At 43.3% G+C, this 17581-nt stretch carries 21 protein-coding genes and 1 pseudogene; 12 read left to right on the top strand and 10 right to left on the bottom strand.

The window, feature by feature from the left end:
• Positions 1–215, bottom strand: a 215-nt coding sequence (locus L4D12_RS24510; RefSeq protein WP_428450448.1) for a transposase, incomplete at its 3' end; no start/stop codon positions are given.
• A gap of 110 nt (positions 216–325) precedes the next feature.
• On the bottom strand, positions 326–802 hold the full coding sequence (locus tag L4D12_RS24505; protein WP_428450447.1) for an HAD family hydrolase: 477 nt from the start codon (positions 800–802) through the stop codon (positions 326–328).
• A gap of 294 nt (positions 803–1096) precedes the next feature.
• Between L4D12_RS24505 and L4D12_RS24500 the strand changes: the two genes are divergently transcribed.
• The 5 genes from L4D12_RS24500 (at position 1097) to L4D12_RS24480 (ending at position 5506) form a co-directional block, all read left to right on the top strand.
• Positions 1097–1402 (top strand): PTS sugar transporter subunit IIB, encoded by a 306-nt coding sequence (locus tag L4D12_RS24500; protein ID WP_428450446.1) that lies wholly within the window; start codon positions 1097–1099, stop codon positions 1400–1402.
• 94 nt (positions 1403–1496) lie between these two features.
• A complete protein-coding gene (locus L4D12_RS24495; RefSeq protein WP_428450445.1) occupies positions 1497–2810 on the top strand; it encodes a PTS sugar transporter subunit IIC in 1314 nt (437 codons plus the stop codon).
• A gap of 29 nt (positions 2811–2839) precedes the next feature.
• Positions 2840–3151 (top strand): PTS lactose/cellobiose transporter subunit IIA, encoded by a 312-nt coding sequence (locus tag L4D12_RS24490; protein WP_428450444.1) that lies wholly within the window; start codon positions 2840–2842, stop codon positions 3149–3151.
• Positions 3152–3162: 11 nt separating this feature from the next.
• Positions 3163–4473 carry a 6-phospho-beta-glucosidase gene (locus tag L4D12_RS24485; protein WP_428450443.1) on the top strand — a complete coding sequence of 437 codons (1311 nt, stop codon included), beginning with the start codon at positions 3163–3165 and terminating at the stop codon, positions 4471–4473.
• A 61-nt stretch (positions 4474–4534) separates the two neighbouring features.
• Positions 4535–5506 (top strand): LacI family DNA-binding transcriptional regulator, encoded by a 972-nt coding sequence (locus L4D12_RS24480; protein ID WP_428450442.1) that lies wholly within the window; start codon positions 4535–4537, stop codon positions 5504–5506.
• Between the two features lie 47 nt (positions 5507–5553).
• Here L4D12_RS24480 and L4D12_RS24475 read toward each other — a convergent pair whose 3' ends face one another.
• The gene (locus L4D12_RS24475; protein ID WP_428450441.1) at positions 5554–6006 is read right to left on the bottom strand and encodes a hypothetical protein; all 453 of its coding nucleotides are present in this window, start codon (positions 6004–6006) and stop codon (positions 5554–5556) included.
• A gap of 178 nt (positions 6007–6184) precedes the next feature.
• Here L4D12_RS24475 and L4D12_RS24470 point away from each other — a divergent pair, with 178 nt between their 5' ends.
• Positions 6185–6397 carry a hypothetical protein gene (locus L4D12_RS24470; RefSeq protein WP_428450440.1) on the top strand — a complete coding sequence of 71 codons (213 nt, stop codon included), beginning with the start codon at positions 6185–6187 and terminating at the stop codon, positions 6395–6397.
• A 173-nt stretch (positions 6398–6570) separates the two neighbouring features.
• Complete coding sequence (locus L4D12_RS24465) at positions 6571–9006, top strand: M9 family metallopeptidase (RefSeq protein ID WP_428450439.1); 2436 nt, start codon at positions 6571–6573, stop codon at positions 9004–9006.
• 404 nt (positions 9007–9410) lie between these two features.
• Here the strand turns inward: L4D12_RS24465 and L4D12_RS24460 are convergent, their stop codons facing one another.
• From L4D12_RS24460 to L4D12_RS24450, 3 genes are all read right to left on the bottom strand, one after another.
• Positions 9411–9896, bottom strand: a complete 486-nt coding sequence (locus L4D12_RS24460; protein ID WP_428450438.1) for a lecithin retinol acyltransferase family protein — start codon at positions 9894–9896, stop codon at positions 9411–9413.
• A gap of 230 nt (positions 9897–10126) precedes the next feature.
• Positions 10127–10462, bottom strand: a complete 336-nt coding sequence (locus tag L4D12_RS24455; protein WP_428450437.1) for a hypothetical protein — start codon at positions 10460–10462, stop codon at positions 10127–10129.
• A gap of 526 nt (positions 10463–10988) precedes the next feature.
• On the bottom strand, positions 10989–11378 hold the full coding sequence (locus L4D12_RS24450; protein WP_428450436.1) for a hypothetical protein: 390 nt from the start codon (positions 11376–11378) through the stop codon (positions 10989–10991).
• Positions 11379–11459: 81 nt separating this feature from the next.
• Here L4D12_RS24450 and L4D12_RS24445 point away from each other — a divergent pair, with 81 nt between their 5' ends.
• Both L4D12_RS24445 and L4D12_RS24440 read left to right on the top strand, forming a co-directional pair.
• Positions 11460–11744: a damage-inducible protein J gene (locus L4D12_RS24445; protein ID WP_428450435.1), complete on the top strand. Its 285-nt coding sequence runs from the start codon at positions 11460–11462 to the stop codon at positions 11742–11744.
• Positions 11741–12019: a type II toxin-antitoxin system RelE/ParE family toxin gene (locus L4D12_RS24440; protein WP_428450434.1), complete on the top strand. Its 279-nt coding sequence runs from the start codon at positions 11741–11743 to the stop codon at positions 12017–12019. Before L4D12_RS24445 ends, L4D12_RS24440 begins: the two co-directional genes overlap by 4 nt.
• A 132-nt stretch (positions 12020–12151) precedes the next feature.
• Here the strand turns inward: L4D12_RS24440 and L4D12_RS24435 are convergent, their stop codons facing one another.
• Positions 12152–12742 carry a hypothetical protein gene (locus L4D12_RS24435; protein WP_428450433.1) on the bottom strand — a complete coding sequence of 197 codons (591 nt, stop codon included), beginning with the start codon at positions 12740–12742 and terminating at the stop codon, positions 12152–12154.
• Positions 12743–12887: 145 nt separating this feature from the next.
• Here L4D12_RS24435 and ltrA point away from each other — a divergent pair, with 145 nt between their 5' ends.
• Positions 12888–14234, top strand: coding sequence for a group II intron reverse transcriptase/maturase (gene ltrA, locus L4D12_RS24430; RefSeq protein WP_428450432.1), 1347 nt, complete (start codon positions 12888–12890; stop codon positions 14232–14234).
• Between the two features lie 105 nt (positions 14235–14339).
• Here the strand turns inward: ltrA and L4D12_RS24425 are convergent, their stop codons facing one another.
• Both L4D12_RS24425 and L4D12_RS24420 read right to left on the bottom strand, forming a co-directional pair.
• On the bottom strand, positions 14340–14870 hold the full coding sequence (locus L4D12_RS24425; protein ID WP_428450431.1) for a GNAT family N-acetyltransferase: 531 nt from the start codon (positions 14868–14870) through the stop codon (positions 14340–14342).
• A complete protein-coding gene (locus tag L4D12_RS24420; protein WP_005423939.1) occupies positions 14867–15136 on the bottom strand; it encodes a type II toxin-antitoxin system TacA family antitoxin in 270 nt (89 codons plus the stop codon). Before L4D12_RS24420 ends, L4D12_RS24425 begins: the two co-directional genes overlap by 4 nt.
• Positions 15137–15450: 314 nt before the next feature.
• On the opposite strand from L4D12_RS24420, the gene L4D12_RS24415 reads away from it, so the two are divergent.
• Both L4D12_RS24415 and L4D12_RS24410 read left to right on the top strand, forming a co-directional pair.
• Complete coding sequence (locus L4D12_RS24415) at positions 15451–15819, top strand: site-specific integrase (RefSeq protein ID WP_428450430.1); 369 nt, start codon at positions 15451–15453, stop codon at positions 15817–15819.
• Positions 15702–16604, top strand: a pseudogene (locus L4D12_RS24410) (IS91 family transposase); the annotation flags it as partial. The gene L4D12_RS24415 and the pseudogene L4D12_RS24410, both read left to right, overlap by 118 nt.
• Before the next feature lie 252 nt (positions 16605–16856).
• On the opposite strand, the gene L4D12_RS24405 reads toward L4D12_RS24410, so the two are convergent.
• Positions 16857–17420 carry an SF0329 family protein gene (locus L4D12_RS24405; RefSeq protein ID WP_428450429.1) on the bottom strand — a complete coding sequence of 188 codons (564 nt, stop codon included), beginning with the start codon at positions 17418–17420 and terminating at the stop codon, positions 16857–16859.
• Positions 17421–17581 lie beyond the last annotated feature (161 nt).

Genomic DNA, 17581 nt, shown 5'->3' with positions numbered 1-17581 from the left:
GACGTTAGTGATGCTTGATGTCGGCAGCGATTGCACTGATACAAGTCACGTGATTTTAACTGGCAATACTTATCGTGATGGCAATTAGGGCACTTGAACGCAGTAGGCCATCGCATATCAAACAAGTGCTTTTGGCACTGTTCTTCAGTACCATACAGCTTGATAAAGCGATGAATAGAAATACTTTTCTGAAATTGAACCATATTCTTAGGCATGATCTAATCCTCAAGTTTTCTTTAACTCAAAGTATAGCTCAGCTGGCTGATTAATGATGGTAATCAGGTAGTCTCATGACCAAGCCTTTTTAAATACCTGACCCCCTGTGTTAGCCGATTAACTCAACAAGCTGAGTAATCATTGTCGTGTGTTCACCCTCGGTATACCTTGCATCTCGCGGATTAAACCAGACGGCATGCAATCCAGCCTCCTGCGCGGCAATAACATCTTTGACTAATGAGTCCCCTACCATAGTGATTTCAGTAGGAGGAATACCAAGCTGAGTGACAATTCGCTGATAAAACGCCGCACTGCCTTTTGCAAGCCCAATATTGGCTCGACAAAAATAGCCGGATATAAAACAAGCCAGTCCTACTCGCTCAAACGCTCGCTTAATATCTTGTTCACTAGAATCGTCAGCACCAGTCGCAACATAAAGAACATAACCTTGTTGAGCTAACGCCGCTAATGTTTCTTTCGCGCCATCTACCGCCTCAACTGTATGCCAGTTGCACATTTTTCCTTGTACATCAGGAAAATCAACCATCAGGGTATCCCCCCAATCGAACAGATAAACCATTCCCATTTTTTCCTCCTTGAATGACGACCACAATTTCAGGCTTTATTACCCATATCATTAAATTCATGGGATACACAGAAGTCGGAAGCATTAACACAAAATAATCGCCCTTGTAAGCTACAAATGCACACTTAATGCATAAAACAAAACCCAGATCACACACCAAAGGCTAAAATACACATTATGATACAATTTAAATGCAAATAGCGATTCGCATCACAAAACGCATTCCTTATAGGGATTATTGTTAGCGCAAATGAGAGCGCTCTCATGAGCAATTTTAAAATGTAAGGAATTGATATGAAAAAGATTTTGCTTTGCTGTGCTGCTGGAATGTCAACTAGTATGCTGGTTAAAAAAATGCAAGCCTCTGCTGAAGAACGCGCACTAGAAACCGTTATCAACGCCATCTCAATCGCCGATATTGAAGAACATTTACCGCAATATGATGTGGTATTACTTGGCCCTCAAGTGAAATATGAACTCGCAAGAATTACTGAATTAGCCTCGCCACTGAATAAACCTGTCGATGTTATTAACATGATGGATTACGGCACCATGCGAGGCGATAAAGTACTTGATAGTGCTTTAGCTTTGATTGGCTAATTACCCTCTCCATTAATTAACTTCATAATTTTATTGTTAATACGAGCACTGAATCTCCAGTGCTTGTAGAACTCATTATAGATAGGAGGTCACCATGGGCCTTTATAATTCAATGATGAATATTGTTGAAAATAAAATCGCACCCATTGCTGCAAAAATAGGTGGGCAACGACATATCATCGCTATTCGTGATGGTTTTATCTCAGCAATGCCATTTTTAATTATCGGCAGTATTATGCTGATTGTGGCTAACCCACCATTTGATGCAGATACCCAATCTTCCTTCGGCCAGTGGTGGTTACATTTTGCCAAAAGCAATTGGGACACCATCACCATGCCTTATTTCATGACAATGGGCCTGATGGGGGTATTTGTCAGTTTAGGTACGGCATATAGCTTAGCAAAAGCGTATAAATTAGATGGACTTACCGCAGCCATGCTCTCGCTGATGGCATTTTTACTCGCTGCTGCACCACAATTCCAAAATAAGATGTCGATGGACTTTCTTGGTGGTGAGGGTGTGTTCACAGCGATTATCTGTGCGTTATGGTCGGTCGAGCTTATCCATTTTTTAAAGAAATACAACATCACCATCAAAATGCCAGAGCAAGTACCCCCCGCTATTGCTCGCTCGTTTGAACTGCTGTACCCGGTGGTTGGCATTATGATCACGGTCTATCCGGTGAGCTTATTACTGCAAAGCCAATATGATTTATTATTGCCAGCAGCAATCATGCAAGTATTCCAGCCCTTAGTTGCTCTTGGCGATACACTACCAGCTATATTAATTGCGCTGCTCATTGCTAACTTATTATGGTTCGCGGGTATCCACGGCGACAATATTGTTACTGGATTACTTAACCCTATTTTTATGGCAAACCTTGCCGCTAACGCATCATTAATGTCTAACGGCATGGATACAACGCAAATACTGACGGCGCCTTACTGGTCATTCTATATTTGTGTCGGTGGCTCAGGTTCAACCTTAGTGTTAGCGTTCCTCTATCTACGTAGTCGTTCTATTCACTTACGCACTATCGGTAAATTGAGTGTAGTACCTGCCATATTCAACATTAACGAACCGCTTATCTTCGGCTCGCCGGTAGTAATGAATCCACTACTCTTCTTCCCACTGATTATCGTACCAATGGTAAACGCAACACTTGCCTATTTCGCTCTGCATTTAAACCTGGTTCAGAAAATGATCGCGATGGCACCATGGACAACTCCCGCCCCTATCGGCGCAATGATTTCAGCCGCCTGGGACTACCGTGCCTTTGTATTAGTCGTACTGCTGATGATCATCGATACCATTATTTGGTACCCATTCTTCAAAGCCTACGAGAAACAGCTCGTCGAGCAAGAAATGGAGTCAGAATCTGTCACACCGACTGCCGTCACTGCCTAATTATTTAATTGTTATTTAAGGAAAACATCATGGATATCGAACAAACCATCATGGAGTTATTAGTCGCAGCAGGTAATGCTCGCAGTACTTCTTTAATGGCAATTCAAGCAGCAAGAAAACATGATTTTGAGCAAGCACAAGCCCTAATAGAAGAGGCAAAAGCCGCCATTAACCAAGCACACAAAGTGCAAACCGCTCTAATTGGTATGGATGAAGGTGAAGGAAAACTACAGGTAACCTTGATTGTCGTCCATGCGCAAGATCATCTAATGAATGCCATGGTCATCCAAGACTTAGCGCAAGACTTAATTGAATTATACCGCCGTACATCAGATTTATAAGGAATAGCACAATGAACACCGCAAAAATTGCCATTATTGGTGGCGGCAGCAGTTACACACCTGAATTGATTGAAGGTATTATTCAACGTTGGAAGCTGATCCCATTACATGAAATTGCGTTAGTTGACGTTGAAAAAGGCCATAACAAAGTTGAAATTATTGCCGGATTAACCCGTCGCATGCTAGAGCATAACGGCTTATCCGATGTTATCGTCAGTGTACACTTTACACCTGATGAAGCCATTAAAGGCGCTGATTATGTATTAACCCAATTCCGTGTTGGCCAACTACCAGCACGGGCTGCCGATGAACGCCTAGGACTTAAATACGGATTATTAGGCCAGGAAACCACTGGCGTCGGCGGCTTTGCGAAAGCACTTCGCACAATTCCAGTGATGCTTGATATTGCTAAAAAAGTGGAAGAACTTGCCCCTAACGCCTGGATCATTAACTTTACCAATCCAGCCGGTATTGTCACTGAAGCGGTCTCTCGCTACAGCAACGCAAAAATCATCGGCCTCTGTAATGTCCCAGTGACGATGCACCATATGATTGCGACCATGCTTAACGCTGATTACAACGATATTCAGCTGCGCTTTGCCGGTCTTAACCATATGGTATGGGCACACGAAGTGATGCTGAAAGGCGAAAACGTCACGGATAAAGTCATTGAGATGCTATGCGATGGCGCGGCACTCACCATGAACAATATCAAAGAAGAGCCATGGTCTCCGGAGTTCTTGCGTGCTTTAGGGGCGATTCCATGCCCTTACCATCGCTATTTCTATCAAACACAAACCATGCTAAAAGATGAGATCAAACAAGCAGCGAACGAAGGCACTCGTGCTGAGCAAGTAATGAAAGTTGAACAGGAGCTCTTTGAACTGTATCAAGATCCCGATTTGGATCATAAACCAGAACAATTAAGCTTCCGTGGCGGGTCATTCTATTCTGAAGTGGCGATTGAACTTATTTGTGCAATTCACAACAACTCCGGCACACGCCTAGTGGTGAATACCACTAATAACGGTACAATATTAGGTCTGCCTGATGATGCAGCAATTGAAACGGATTGTATTATTGACCGTCAAGGTGCGCATCCATTGGCATTTGGACATTTACCCGAATCAATGCATGGCCTTACTCAACAAGTAAAAGCGTTTGAGCGCTTGACGATTGAAGCCGCCGTTCATGGTGATAAACAAGCGGCATTACTCGCCTTAGTAACCAACCCGTTGATTGGTGATGCACAACTTGCACAACCAATCCTAGATGACGTACTAAGCATTAATGCTGAATATCTACCTCAGTTCGCACAATAAATACAACAATACGCAGAGTGGCTAATGGCGATTGGCCACTCTTTTCGTTAATAGGTCATTTATGGTTACTTTAGAAAATGTGGCAAAGCATGTAGGCGTTTCTCGTGCGACCGTTTCGCGCGTTGTTAATGGCGACACCAAGGTTAAACCAGAAACAAAGCAACGTATTGAACAAGCTATAGCCGAGCTTGGTTACACGCCAAACCCAGCCGCGCGTGCACTCGCATCCAGCCAAAGCCAAACCTTAGGTCTTGTCACCACCTCATACCTTGGTGGTTTCTTTGGTATGTTGATGGATAACGTACAAACTGAAGCAGACAAAAGTCACAAGCAGCTCCTCGTGACACAAGGTGGAGGCACGGCTGACAATGAACTTAAAGCCATCACCAAACTCTATAACATGCGCTGTGATGGATTAGTGCTGCATGTAAGAAGCATTACCGATGAGCAACTTAACGCGTTATCGAAAAACCATGCGTTTATATTGTTAGACCGTGTCGTTAAAGGGCTGGAATCGCGCTGCGTTAGTTTTGATCATCATCTTGCCAGCCACCTTGCAACTGAATTTTTAATTCAACACGGCCACCAAAATATTGCCTGTATCAGTGGCCCTCAAACACGCAGTTCAAGCCAACTTCGCTATCAAGGTTTTGCCGATACCATGGCAGCCGCCAAGCTCACGCCAATAGAATGTCTCTCAGGTCATTATGATTTACCCAGCGGTTATAACGCATGCTGCAAACTACTCAAGCAAACCAATCGCCCAAGCGCGATTTACTGCTGTAACGAAGAGATGGCGCTCGGCGCTTTACTTGCGATTTCAGAACACGGTTTACGGATTCCGCAGGACATTTCATTAATTTGCTACGACAGTGGCGAGCGTGCGGCGTTTGTCTCTCCCAAGTTAACCAGTGTGCACTTTCCTATTGCCGCTATGGCGAAAACAGCCACGCAATTACTGATCGACCCTAACCTTGAATACGAAAAATTTGAGCCGACAATTATTGATCGCGGTTCGGTACGTAACGTCTGATGAACATAACTTAAGGCCATGGCTAAGTCTCAAGCCAACGGTCAGCGTTACTCTAGAATTAACTGTGCGCCTTGAATTTGTGAATCACCAGCCAGCTGTACTAAAGATGGGTTACGAGGATATTCATCGCCATCAAATTGCATCAGAACGAATCCTGAACCACGAGACCAAACAATCAAATCTTGCCATCCATTAGTTGCTGTTTTCGCCACACTTATCGGTGTACTCGTCACCGAGGCTTTAGATATAAATCGATAGCGATCGCCGAGGTTTTCAAAAACCATGAGCGTACAGCCACCAGAACCACACCATTGCATTCCTTGAAGAAAAACCACAGCATCATCTAAACCATCACCGTTTAGGTCAGCATAACCAGTAGAAAACACGGGGTCGCTCTCTTGGGTTGCCTCTGCGACAGATTGTTTTAAGTCAGGCTCTAGATAAGATTGGTTAGTACACCCTAAAATCATAAAAGACAAACATAACCATACATATTTCATATTGAACCCTCTTTACTGGCAGCCTACTTAACATTGCAATAGTACGTGTCAACGCCTTATTTACAAACCTAATTATACTCTAGCTCGCGACGACCAAAGCTCTCATCAATATCAGCACTTCGCCTTGCTCACTTTCCACCTTGTCTATTAAGCACAAGCCAGGAAAGAATGAGTAATCATGCTAGCAACCATTAATATAGCTACCGTAATCACCGGTATTTTAACTGAGAAGAAATATGACTACTGCTCAATAGAGCAGCACCGCAAAAGTCTGCTGACAAAACCAAAACAACGCATGGCGGGATTAACCGTCGCAGAGACGGCCAATAAACAGGCAACTTACATTTTTATTGAATACATCCGCGACATTAAGTCAGCCACAAAAACCTAACTCAATGATTACAATCAAGTTTTCATTGATTTCATAGAAGCAAATTAACGTCATTAAGAAACCTGTTGATTTTGGAATGAGTCTCTTAGTTTCATATTAATATTCGTACATTTGAATATATGACGAGTATAACTCCCGGCTACTATTCATCACACAAAACAGTGATTACAGTAATGAACCACTCAAAAACATTCAAACACTCTGCTTTAGCTATCCTGCTAACAACCAGCTTCTATACCTCACAATCATCTGCCGCACCAACTTGTGAACTCAACGCGCTTTCAGCCTCACAAAATCCGCTTATTGCCGTAGAAGGTGCCGATCTCGACTGCCGTAATGAATGGTTCTCAGCAAACGTCACGCAAGCACAAACCATTTTTAGCGATCGCATTATGGCGCAAGCGCAGCAACGTTTATTAACCGAAGTGAACAACTATCGCGGCGAATCCGCTCAAGCCGTGACGATCAATAACCTGGGTGAATTTATTCGTGCGGCTTACTACGTACGCTCTAACAATAAGCAACAACTTGGTGAATACTCAGACGCGCTTGGTCTAAAACTGGCACAAACCATCAATACCTTTATCACTTCTCCTTATGCGATTAATTATGGGTATGAGCAGAGCTCAGCACTGAAAAGCATGACCATTATGGTTGATAATATTCGCCGCCTGCCTCTGACTATGGCGAATCAGTTAACCTTGCTTAATCATTTGACTCCTGAAAGCGTTGAACATACCCAATTCATTGAATCACTGAACGATCTGTTCCGCGGTATGAGCGGTCACACCGGTAATGATGCTTTCTATTCAGATCTAGCTAAACACCCTGAATACCTACGCCAACTGGAGCAATTTATTTACGATAATGAATGGGCGTTGGAAACGAATGCCAGCTTTATTGTGAGCAATGCTTCTCGCGAAATGGGGCGTTTACTTGCCAGTCCATACGCTGCAACAAAGCAGCAAGTTTTAGCCATTCAGAAGAACCTACTTCAACGTTATCCACTCGGTGGTAAGAACGATAAGATTTGGGTCGGAATGGCAGAGATGGTGAACTACTTCGCACCTGATCAAGCTGAGTCTATGGGGCTAACGGATGGCAAAGCACAACTAGAGGCATTAATAATGCCATTTAGCTACCCTTGCGATGGCCCTGCCATTGTGCGTGCTCAAAAGATGGGTCAAACACAAGCACTAGAAGTCTGTGCAACGCTCAATGAAAAAGAAGCAGATTTCCACCAGCTAGTGAATAGCAATGGTGCACCTGTTGCAGATGATTATAACGATCATGTTGAAGTGATTGTGTTTGATTCAAACAGCGATTACGTCACGTATTCAAGCTTCCTATTCGGTAACTCGACCAATAACGGTGGTCAGTACTTAGAAGGCAACCCTGCCAAACCTGATAATAAAGCCCGTTTTGTTGCTTACCGTAACGAATACGCGGAAGGTTTTAGTATTCTTAACCTAGAGCATGAATACGTTCATTACTTAGATGGCCGCTTTAACCTATACGGTGACTTTGGTGATGTATTGCGTGAAGGTAATACTGTGTGGTGGCTTGAAGGCTTTGCCGAATACATGCACTACAAAGATGGTTACAACGCGGCAATTGAATTAGGTAAAACGCACAAGTACTCACTAGCAGAAGTGATGGCGACATCCTACTCGCACGATACTGACCGTATATACCGTTGGGGCTACCTCGCCGTACGCTTTTTAATGGATAACCATCCGGCAGACGTTGACCAACTCTTAGCTCTTGGACGTAATAACAACTTCAAAGCCTGGGCGAAGAAGAGCCAGACCATTGCTCAGCAGTACGACCAAGAATTTAGTACATGGCTAGATACACTGGAAACAACCAGCCAACCAACGACACCGGGTGAAAAAGAGCCCATTGTTTCTGAACTAGCGCTTAATAGTATAATGATGCTTGACGGTGAGAAATACAGCGAGCAACAATTCTATATTGATGTACCTGACTACACTCGCTCGCTTGAACTCTCTATTCAAGGTGAAGGCGACGCGGATTTATATGCGAGTTTCGAGCGTGTTGCTCACTACTACGATCATGATTTCACCTCTTTCGCTGAAGGTAGTAACGAACAAGTCACTATCGAGCCCCAAGCAAATGGTTACATCAAAGCAGGTCGTTACTACGTTAGCGTTGATGGTCGCGAAGCTTTCAAGAATGTTGAACTACTCGCCAAAGCGGAAGTAGAAAATCACGGTGGCAACCAAGGTAGCAATGCCGGTCAGGATGATCTCGCGCCAGTAAGACTAACCGCCGATGAGCCGATTAAGCTTGATGTAATTAATACGCGTTACCTGGATTTTTATGTGCCAGAAGGTAAAAACACGGTACGAATTTGGGTTACCCCTACAGCAGAACAAAACGCTAACCAAGATGCTCATGTCAGCAATGTCGATCTGTATGCTGCTCAGTCGCATTGGCCAACGCCAGAGCAGCACGATGTTGCGTCCCACTACCGTGGTGACCAAGAGTTCATTGAAATCAAAGTCGATCAGAATGGTTATGTTCTTTTCATGCTAAACAATAATGGGAACAACGCTGAAGTCGAGGTGTATGCTACGGCATACTAACACTTAATTTTCTTCACTTTTATTAAATAACCTATTACCGAAAAACCCACTGACTCGCAGTGGGTTTTACAGTAATAGCAATAATTTGTTTTTAGCCGAATACCATTGCAAGCAATAGAACCAGTAAAAAGATTGAACCTGTTACTTTAAACATTAAGGCTAGCTGGCGAGTACCACCCTTAGGTGACTGATTACAACATCCCATAAAGCGTCTTTTTCATTTTGCCATTGGTTAAGCTAAGGCTACTCCTTCCAGCTAGTGGAAGGTCAAGTTGGCGTTGATATAAATATCATCACTCACTGTAATGGCAGATTGCTCTGCTTTCACAATATTGACTGATAGAGAGCTTGGGCCTGTTCATACGTTGGCTAGGTGCTGGCTGTGCAGCTCATATCCTTATCTGTTATGCCGATTTTTTCTCGACAGCTTTAGTCACTAAAACAGCCAAACTACCCAGCGCTAAAGCTCCGCCAAGAAATTTAGCAAACTTCGGATTTTCTGAGCATAAACCAACTAAACTCGCGCCTAAAACAGCACCCGTTGCGCCTGCCACAACTTGAGTCGAAGACATTTTCAACCCTGTCGCCCATTTAGCAAAATGCTCACAGTTTCGGTCTGTTAGAGAATATTTCCAAGTACCAATTTGAGATCGAGCGAGTTCGAGCACCTCTGACACAGGACGCTCGTAAGTCACTTTAGCAGGATAAGTATGTTTGCCCTGCGTTACGACATCCCAGCTTTCTTCTTGAACCGTGCCATTTCGCTTAGTTGCAGAAATGAGCATTGGTAGTCCCTTGTCACATAAAGAGTCTGAGACTAAAGACCAGTGCTGATATACACCAAAATTGCTGACAACAATATCGCCAGCATTTAGATTTTGAATTGACATATGTATCCCTACATTTGATTAACTAATGATACCAATATGTAGGCGTACTTTTGAATTTCAAGTGGTTGCATAGGTATAACGAATGGCATGGACTCCATATCGTCACTTCGCTTTGCTCTCCTTCCACCCTATCCGCAATATTTACTTATATAAAGAGGCCTAGACTTGTTCAACACGTCGGTTAAGTGCTGACTGCACAGTCACAGCACACAACCTTATTTGTTATACGTTTATGAAAGTATCAAGTTAATAATTAATGTTCCGAAAAAAAGAATATTTCCTAATTTATTAAAGAAACTTGACCACTTTTCATATTTACTTTCATTAGCTCTTTTATCGTAATGATCTGCAACTTCCAACAACAAAACGATCACTGCACAGATAATCGCCAAATGGACTCCAAATATAAGGTTACCATTTACATATAAAATTCCGTTCTCTGTCGGTATTATAATTTCATCTATATACATGGAGTATCCTGCATATACCAATAAACTAACTACCAAAAAGATATTTCTGATTCTTCGACTTAATGGTACTTCGTTCGGCATTGCCCATCTACGCATAATCTTTCCCTTTATGTATAACGTATAACGCCTGCATCTTACGAATCCCCTCATAATTATATCGATAAACAATGAGGTAGACGCGCACCGATACCTTTGATCTAATGGATATCGCCAGAAACACATTAGACCAACTGAATGATACGATGCGCAATTTTCAGATTCTACAGCAAACCATTCAAAACCACTGCCCTAGTATTCACAAAAACGTCTTAATTCTCTGATACTTGCTACACGGAGTGTTCTTGATGGTTCAGACCAACATTAACAAAGCTTGGCCGACGACTTGAAACTAATACAACCGTAAAACATGCGATTAAACGCGTTGATCGAAGAATTGTTCCGCGACTTGAAAAGCACCGGAAAGTCCTATCAATACCACGACTTGGGCGGGAAGCTCGGGTTCATCAACGATATCAAATTAACGATTCCCAATATCAATAAGCAATGCTTGAATATCAACGACTCACTCACACCGAAGGGCTGGGCAAATTATGAGGGGATCCATCAGCGCCTTATGCGTTTGTTAAGTGCTAGACCCGCCAAGCCTGCTGATTGTGAAGGCAATGTACTCACCAATGACCTTAGGGTCATGGGTTTGAATTACATCCTCTTCAGATAGAATTCCGCAATTTACCTCCACAGGGTTGATGGATGTAATCTCTCCGTAAGCACGATATTTCCAGCCTTCAATTTGTTCAATTCCAATCTTCTTCTCGGGATTGGAGCTGAAGATGGATTCCCATGATTCGTCTTCATCTATCAGGTTTGAAAATTCTATATCGAAAGTCTCGCCGACCTTTGGTCCGCGGCCTCCATATAAGCCAAATTCATCCATGACGCAGTATAAATTGCCATCTATATCAATAATGGCGTCGAGATATTCTCCATTTGTGGAAATTAGCTTTGCTTTCATGACAGCACTTAACGCCTTGTATGTTGCCCTTGCTCAACCCCAGTGCTAACATTTGTACACACATCAATTTAGGAGTTACTCATGGACACTAGAATCCAATTTCGTGTTGATGACGAAGTTAAACGCTTAGCTCAGCAAATGGCAGAGAGCCAAGGTCGCACACTTAGCGATGCTTGCCGTGAGCTTACGGAGCAAATGGCTGAGCAACAACGTAAAGCATTATCTCACGACGCTTGGTTAACTGAACAAGTAAACCTAGCATTTGAGAAGTTTGACTCAGGAAAAACTTCATTTATTGATCATGACTCAGCAAAAGCGCGAATGGCAGAACGAAAAGCTAAGATTCGTCGCCGAGGTCAACAATGATTTTATGGGAAGAAGAATCGCTAAATGATCGTGAGAAGATCTTTGAGTTTCTTTATGACTTCAACCCTGACGCGGCAGACAAAACTGACGAAATCATCGAAGCTAAAGTAGAAAAGCTACTTGAACAACCACTGATGGGTGTTCAACGTGATGGTATTCGAGGACGATTACTAATTATCCCCGAAATCTCAATGATCGTTTCCTACTGCGTTGACGGCTCAGCAATTCGCGTAATGCGAGTTCTACACCATAAGCAGAAATTCCCTACCGACTGATTGCAGTCGGTGGGCAAACTAACGCCTGCATGGACTCCCAAGTGGCTAGCAATGCAACCACCGCACTTAAACAAGCCACCGTAAACACTGCGCCAAACCTGAGCCAAATTTGCCGAGCGTTGATAGTCCGCCTTAAGCAGTTTGTAAGCTGCTGATTTCTTCGACCTCGACGGATCTACAAATTACGAAACAGCTGTCAAAGACCAATGCTTTATATCCACCTTCGGGCTGATATGAAAACACATAATTGGTTTTAATTTTACCAACTAGTGCATGTTCATAAGCTTCTAATAACGGTTTGGGACCATGAGCAAGCTGTCCATTCGCGCCTTTACAAAATTCAATCAACTGACCTGTGCGGTATGTATTGGCATAATCAGTAAGTGAACGCCATCCTCCAAATATTATTTCGTGAGTCTCCCACAACCTGCCTAATATTTCATGCCGATTTTCTGTTTTCGATGAATAATATAGATAACCGTGAGGTTCATTGTGATTCCAAAGTAATTGGTGCTCACCAGTAAACTCTAGTGATCCACTTGATGATGGTTGTACCTCACTTTCCTTTACCCCGTGGCAAGTGATTCTGAACTTCCTAGTTACATCGTAATCATTCCAATCATCACACTGAAATGTGATTACCAATTCCGCAGCATAATCTACAGCTGTTATTCGACCGTTTAAATCTTCATACAATTCTTTTGATAGTTTTTCGATATCCATTTTTACCTGCAAAAGTGCGACTAAACAAGGAGGAGGTAACTCGTTAAGTGATTAAGCAGAAGTCAGCAGACGGCATAGTAGCCAAACGCCCATCGTAATGGCTGGGACAAGGTGAAGGCCTGAACATTTAGAAGAAGGAGGAGTCTTGTCAAACTTGTCGATACCCACTACGCCGACAGGCGATTACTATCAACAGCGTAATGATAGGCAACCATCCTTCAACAGCGATCTATTCACTCAATTGCTTCAACCTGAGAATTTACAACAAGCCTGGCGCCAAGTAAAAGCCAACAAAGGTGCGGTAGGTATCGATGGCATGGCCATTGACGCCTTCCCACTTTGGCTGCAACAAGGAAGCTGGCAGCAATGTAAATATCAACTAGAGCACGGTGAATATCAACCCTTAGCGGTCAGACGTGTAGAAATTGACAAACCCGATGGCGGTAAACGCAAACTGGGGATACCTACCGTTATTGACCGAGTAATACAGCAAGCCATTGCTCAAATACTCACGCCCCTGTTTGACCCCTTCTTTTCGACGAACAGCTTTGGCTTTAGACCGAACAGAAATGCCAAACAAGCGGTACTGCAAGTACGGGATACCATCAAACAGAAACGCACCTTTGCTGTCGATGTTGATCTGTCTAAATTCTTTGACCGAGTTAATCATGATCTCTTGATGACTCAACTGAGGAAAAAGGTACAGGATAAGCGTCTACTGGCGCTTATTGGCAAATACCTCCGTGCAGGTGTGATGGTCAACGACCAATTTGAAGCAAGCTCGGAAGGTGTTCCTCAAGGCGGCCCTCTCTCGCCTTTACTATCAAATATTATGTTGGATAGTCTGGATAAAGAGCTGGAAAGCCGAGGGCATAAATTCGCCCGCTACGCGGACGATTTCATCATTCTGGTGAGATCTCAACGAGCGGGAGTCCGTGTACTAAAGAGCATTACTCACTACCTTGCCACGACGTTAAAACTGGTTGTTAATGAACAGAAAAGCCAAGTGGTTAAGGTAGATCAAAGCAAGTTCCTTGGCTTCACCTTTTCCCGAGGCAAGATCCAGTGGCACGCTAAAACGGTACGTATTTTGAAACAAAAGATAAGGCGACTCACAAACCGAAACTGGGGTGTCAGCATGAGTTATCAATTATTTAAACTACGACAATACCTGCAAGGCTGGATTAACTACTTTGGTATCGCTAACGCTTATCAAGCATGTGTCGATTTAGACCAGTGGATCCGTCGGCGAGTACGTATGTGCTACTGGCGTCAGTGGCGTAAACCACGGACAAAGGTGCAAAATTTACTTAAACGCGGTGTCTGGATCCAAACTGCCGTTGGTTGTGGAATCACAAGCAAAGGGCCGTGGCGAAGTTCGAAAACACCTGGGATACAGCAAGCGCTGAGCAATGATTACCTTAGGAAAGCGGGATTATTTTCACTAAAGGACGGATGGTTCGCTGTTCAATATCCTAACCCGAAGATTTAGGTTAGGCGTTCTGAATGAACCGCCCTGTGCGGATCCGCATGCAGGGTGGTGTGGGGCTGGAGGGTAAATACATCCGGCTACCCGATTATATATTCACTCTTACGTCTAAGTGAATAAATGACCGACTGTTTTCATCGGAATGAACATTCTTACACGACCATTGATTTCACAAAGAACCTCGAAACCATATTTTGCGTAGAATGACTCAGCTTGTTCAGTTAAACAATCGACAACAATGGCATAAGCTCTCATATGAGAGTTAATTTCCCAGAGATATTCTAGAGCTTTGATTAAGCTAACTTTACCTAGTCCACTTCCATGAAATTCCTTATGAACTGCCAGTTGAGCTAAAAGGAAAACAGGAACTGGATAGCGTGGTAATTTTTTAGCCATCGCTTGTGGCAACGTATCACGGCTAATCGAACTTGGCGCAATACTATAAAATGAACAAATTGGATATTTTTGATTGGGTAATTGCACAGAAGCAGGCAAAACCATTGTGCGACTAATACCTGCTTGCATATGTTTAGCAGCTTGAGTTTGGATAAAATCATTTAACTCTTTTTCCCCACAGTCAAATGATACTCTATCGTGCTGTGATTTATCCAATTCTTTGAAAGTTTTGGAATAACTCACTTAAACTCACCACTTTTAGTAAATGCAGCTGCTTCAAGTAATGCTTTATTCGGAGCCTTAGCCTCGTCACAAGCAATCATGAATTGATCAAATACATTTGCTTCAACAGTGATGCTTTCATGCTCAGAAATTACCTGAGTTGAATCTTCATCCATTAGACGAACAACGTATTCCGTTAAGCTTTTTAAACCAAGTAAAGCTGAAGCTTTCTCAGCCTTAGCTTTGATTTCTTCATCCAAACGGATATCAAGTCTTGCAGTAGCCATAAAACCTCCAATTGTACGGAGTAATTCCGTAATTAACCTGAGTATAAGATTTAAACAACCAAAGTACAACTTGTACGGAGCTAATACGGATTTAATTTTTAAGCTTTGTGAATATAGCCGCGTTAAGTGGCGAGCAACGCAAACCACCCAACCTAAACCATTGTGACATAAACACTTAAACTGAAGTGAGCCGAAAACGCCAAGCGTTGGGAATCTGTCTTAAACGCTTTGTTGAACGAAGCCGCTGCGCGGCAGAGTAAAACGTAAAGCCCGTTCCACTACGGTTAATACTCCTTTGATGTGGAGTATTAACCATGAACACAGAACAACAATGCCATTCCGATCACCTTTATGAACAACACCTTACCCATCTCTCGCTGCAAGGTAAACGCCCCGCCACCATTGATGCCTATTCGCGAGCACTACGTCGCATTACCCACCATTTTGATAAGGCTCCCGACACCCTTACAACTGATGATCTAAAGCACTACTTCGCGCAGCTGATCAAAACCCACTCGTGGAGCACGGTCAAGATTAACCGCAATGGCTTGCAGTTCTTTTTCAAGCACGCTACGCCATGTCTTGCGGCCACCGCAGTTGCGCACAATGCCAACACCGCACCACGTCAGATTGGCTTGAAAAACAGCAGGCGAAGTTACTCCCCATCCACTATTTTATGGTGACATTCACCCTGCCTGCCGAGCTGAGAGCCTTAGCGAAGCGACACCCTAAACGCGTCTACCAAGCGATGTTTACCATCACTGCTGAGGTGATCAAATGCTTTGCCAAGAACGATAAACACATCGGTGATCAGGTTGGCTTTACCTCTGTATTGCATACCCACAATCGACGCCGAGACTTACATCCGCATATTCATATGGTGATCACTGGCGGTGGGTTTGATAAACATAAGCGTCAATGGATCAACTGTAAAAACAACTATCTCTTTAATGCTTTTGCGCTTGCCAACGTATGGCGCGGCAAATTACTCGACCATTTAAGTAATACGCTAAAGCTGCCATTACCCTCAAAAATAGCCAAGAAATGGGTGGTCGACTGTCGTCATGTTGGGCACGGTAAACCTGCGTTGCAGTATCTGTCAAAATACCTGTATCGCGGGGTACTCCCCGATAACGATATTCTGGCGGTTGATAACGGACAGGTCACCTTTCGGTATAAAGACAGCCAAAGCAATTCGGTCAAAACACGCTGCTTACCCGTGGTGAAATTTCTATGGCTAATCTTGCAGCATGTATTACCCAAGGGCTTAAGACGGGTGCGGGATTACGGGTTACTGCGGGGCTATGAAAAAGAACGGCTTAAACAAATCCAAACCGTTTTCATGCTGGCGGGGCTACTGGCGTTGCCGACCCCACAGTCAGCAACCACATCACGCACCAAAGCCCARAGYTTTTGCCCTTGCTGTAAGCATCCGATGTATTTTTCGGGGATCTTACGGCCCAAATAACATGYAACCAATAATAAGGATAATGGCGACCACTGTTAACCAGAAGGAGAACTAAAGCCTAACATTCAATGCGTTAAAATCATTGGCTCACGCCAAGGCCGACACGCGCATCCATATCGTCACTTCACCTTGATCACCTTCCACCCCATTCGCAATATTTACTTATATAAGGAGGCCTGGACTTCTTCAACACTTCGGTTAGGTGCTGGCTGCGCAGCACATAACCTTATTTGTTGCACATAACCTTATTTGTTAAATGGTATTGTCACAGGCTCTTCTTATTTTATAAAACTCAACAACCATTTGGCTTTCTTCGTCTAAGTCAATTGTACGTATGCGCCTTTGTCCTAGACGGGAATCAAGCATTGCCAAACACCTTATAAGTAGGTTTGGCGAAGTTAATGATTCCTCAATTGTGTTATTACAGTATTCGTCGAGTGATTCGTAGTACAGATATTGACTTAACCTACCTTCAGACTTGAGCTGTTCATGAGCTAACAGTTGAGCTTTGGAGGGAGTAACTTCATCACTTACGAGTTTATAGATCCGTTCATATTCATCTGAGTAAAATGACAAGGTACACATACTCCAAACTTCATTCTTATCGAAGGTGATATAACCACGACCTTGTTGATCATGCGTTGCTCTGTAATGAGTTGTGCGCAATTCTATTCGCCCCTTGACTGAATCAGCAAAGAAGCTTTCCACCCGCTTTTTACGTTTACTCCACTGCATAAGAACCCTCATACCATTTAACGCCTGCATCTTACGAATCCCCTCATGATTTTTTTGATAAACAATGAGGTAGACGCGCACCGACACCTTTGATCTAATGGATATCGCCAGAAACACATTAGACCAATTGGACGGTACGATGCGCGATTTTCAGATTCTACAGCAAACAATTCAAAACCACTGCCCTAGTATTCACAAAAAACGCCTTAATTCTCTGATACTTGCTACACGGAGTGTTCTTG

Source organism: Photobacterium nomapromontoriensis (genome assembly GCF_050336815.1).
GTDB lineage: Bacteria > Pseudomonadota > Gammaproteobacteria > Enterobacterales > Vibrionaceae > Photobacterium > Photobacterium nomapromontoriensis.
This window is presented reverse-complemented; position numbering and strand designations above follow the sequence as displayed.

Excerpts from the sequence above, each read along its gene's own strand:
- L4D12_RS24505 (WP_428450447.1), bottom strand. The coding sequence starts at position 802 with ATGGGAATGGTTTATCTGTTCGATTGGGGGGATACCCTGATGGTTGAT.
- L4D12_RS24500 (WP_428450446.1), top strand. The coding sequence starts at position 1,097 with ATGAAAAAGATTTTGCTTTGCTGTGCTGCTGGAATGTCAACTAGTATG.
- L4D12_RS24495 (WP_428450445.1), top strand. The coding sequence starts at position 1,497 with ATGGGCCTTTATAATTCAATGATGAATATTGTTGAAAATAAAATCGCA.
- L4D12_RS24490 (WP_428450444.1), top strand. The coding sequence starts at position 2,840 with ATGGATATCGAACAAACCATCATGGAGTTATTAGTCGCAGCAGGTAAT.
- L4D12_RS24485 (WP_428450443.1), top strand. The coding sequence starts at position 3,163 with ATGAACACCGCAAAAATTGCCATTATTGGTGGCGGCAGCAGTTACACA.
- L4D12_RS24480 (WP_428450442.1), top strand. The coding sequence starts at position 4,535 with ATGGTTACTTTAGAAAATGTGGCAAAGCATGTAGGCGTTTCTCGTGCG.
- L4D12_RS24475 (WP_428450441.1), bottom strand. The coding sequence starts at position 6,006 with ATGAAATATGTATGGTTATGTTTGTCTTTTATGATTTTAGGGTGTACT.
- L4D12_RS24470 (WP_428450440.1), top strand. The coding sequence starts at position 6,185 with ATGCTAGCAACCATTAATATAGCTACCGTAATCACCGGTATTTTAACT.
- L4D12_RS24465 (WP_428450439.1), top strand. The coding sequence starts at position 6,571 with ATGAACCACTCAAAAACATTCAAACACTCTGCTTTAGCTATCCTGCTA.
- L4D12_RS24460 (WP_428450438.1), bottom strand. The coding sequence starts at position 9,896 with ATGTCAATTCAAAATCTAAATGCTGGCGATATTGTTGTCAGCAATTTT.
- L4D12_RS24455 (WP_428450437.1), bottom strand. The coding sequence starts at position 10,462 with ATGCGTAGATGGGCAATGCCGAACGAAGTACCATTAAGTCGAAGAATC.
- L4D12_RS24450 (WP_428450436.1), bottom strand. The coding sequence starts at position 11,378 with ATGAAAGCAAAGCTAATTTCCACAAATGGAGAATATCTCGACGCCATT.
- L4D12_RS24445 (WP_428450435.1), top strand. The coding sequence starts at position 11,460 with ATGGACACTAGAATCCAATTTCGTGTTGATGACGAAGTTAAACGCTTA.
- L4D12_RS24440 (WP_428450434.1), top strand. The coding sequence starts at position 11,741 with ATGATTTTATGGGAAGAAGAATCGCTAAATGATCGTGAGAAGATCTTT.
- L4D12_RS24435 (WP_428450433.1), bottom strand. The coding sequence starts at position 12,742 with ATGGATATCGAAAAACTATCAAAAGAATTGTATGAAGATTTAAACGGT.
- L4D12_RS24420 (WP_005423939.1), bottom strand. The coding sequence starts at position 15,136 with ATGGCTACTGCAAGACTTGATATCCGTTTGGATGAAGAAATCAAAGCT.
- L4D12_RS24415 (WP_428450430.1), top strand. The coding sequence starts at position 15,451 with ATGAACACAGAACAACAATGCCATTCCGATCACCTTTATGAACAACAC.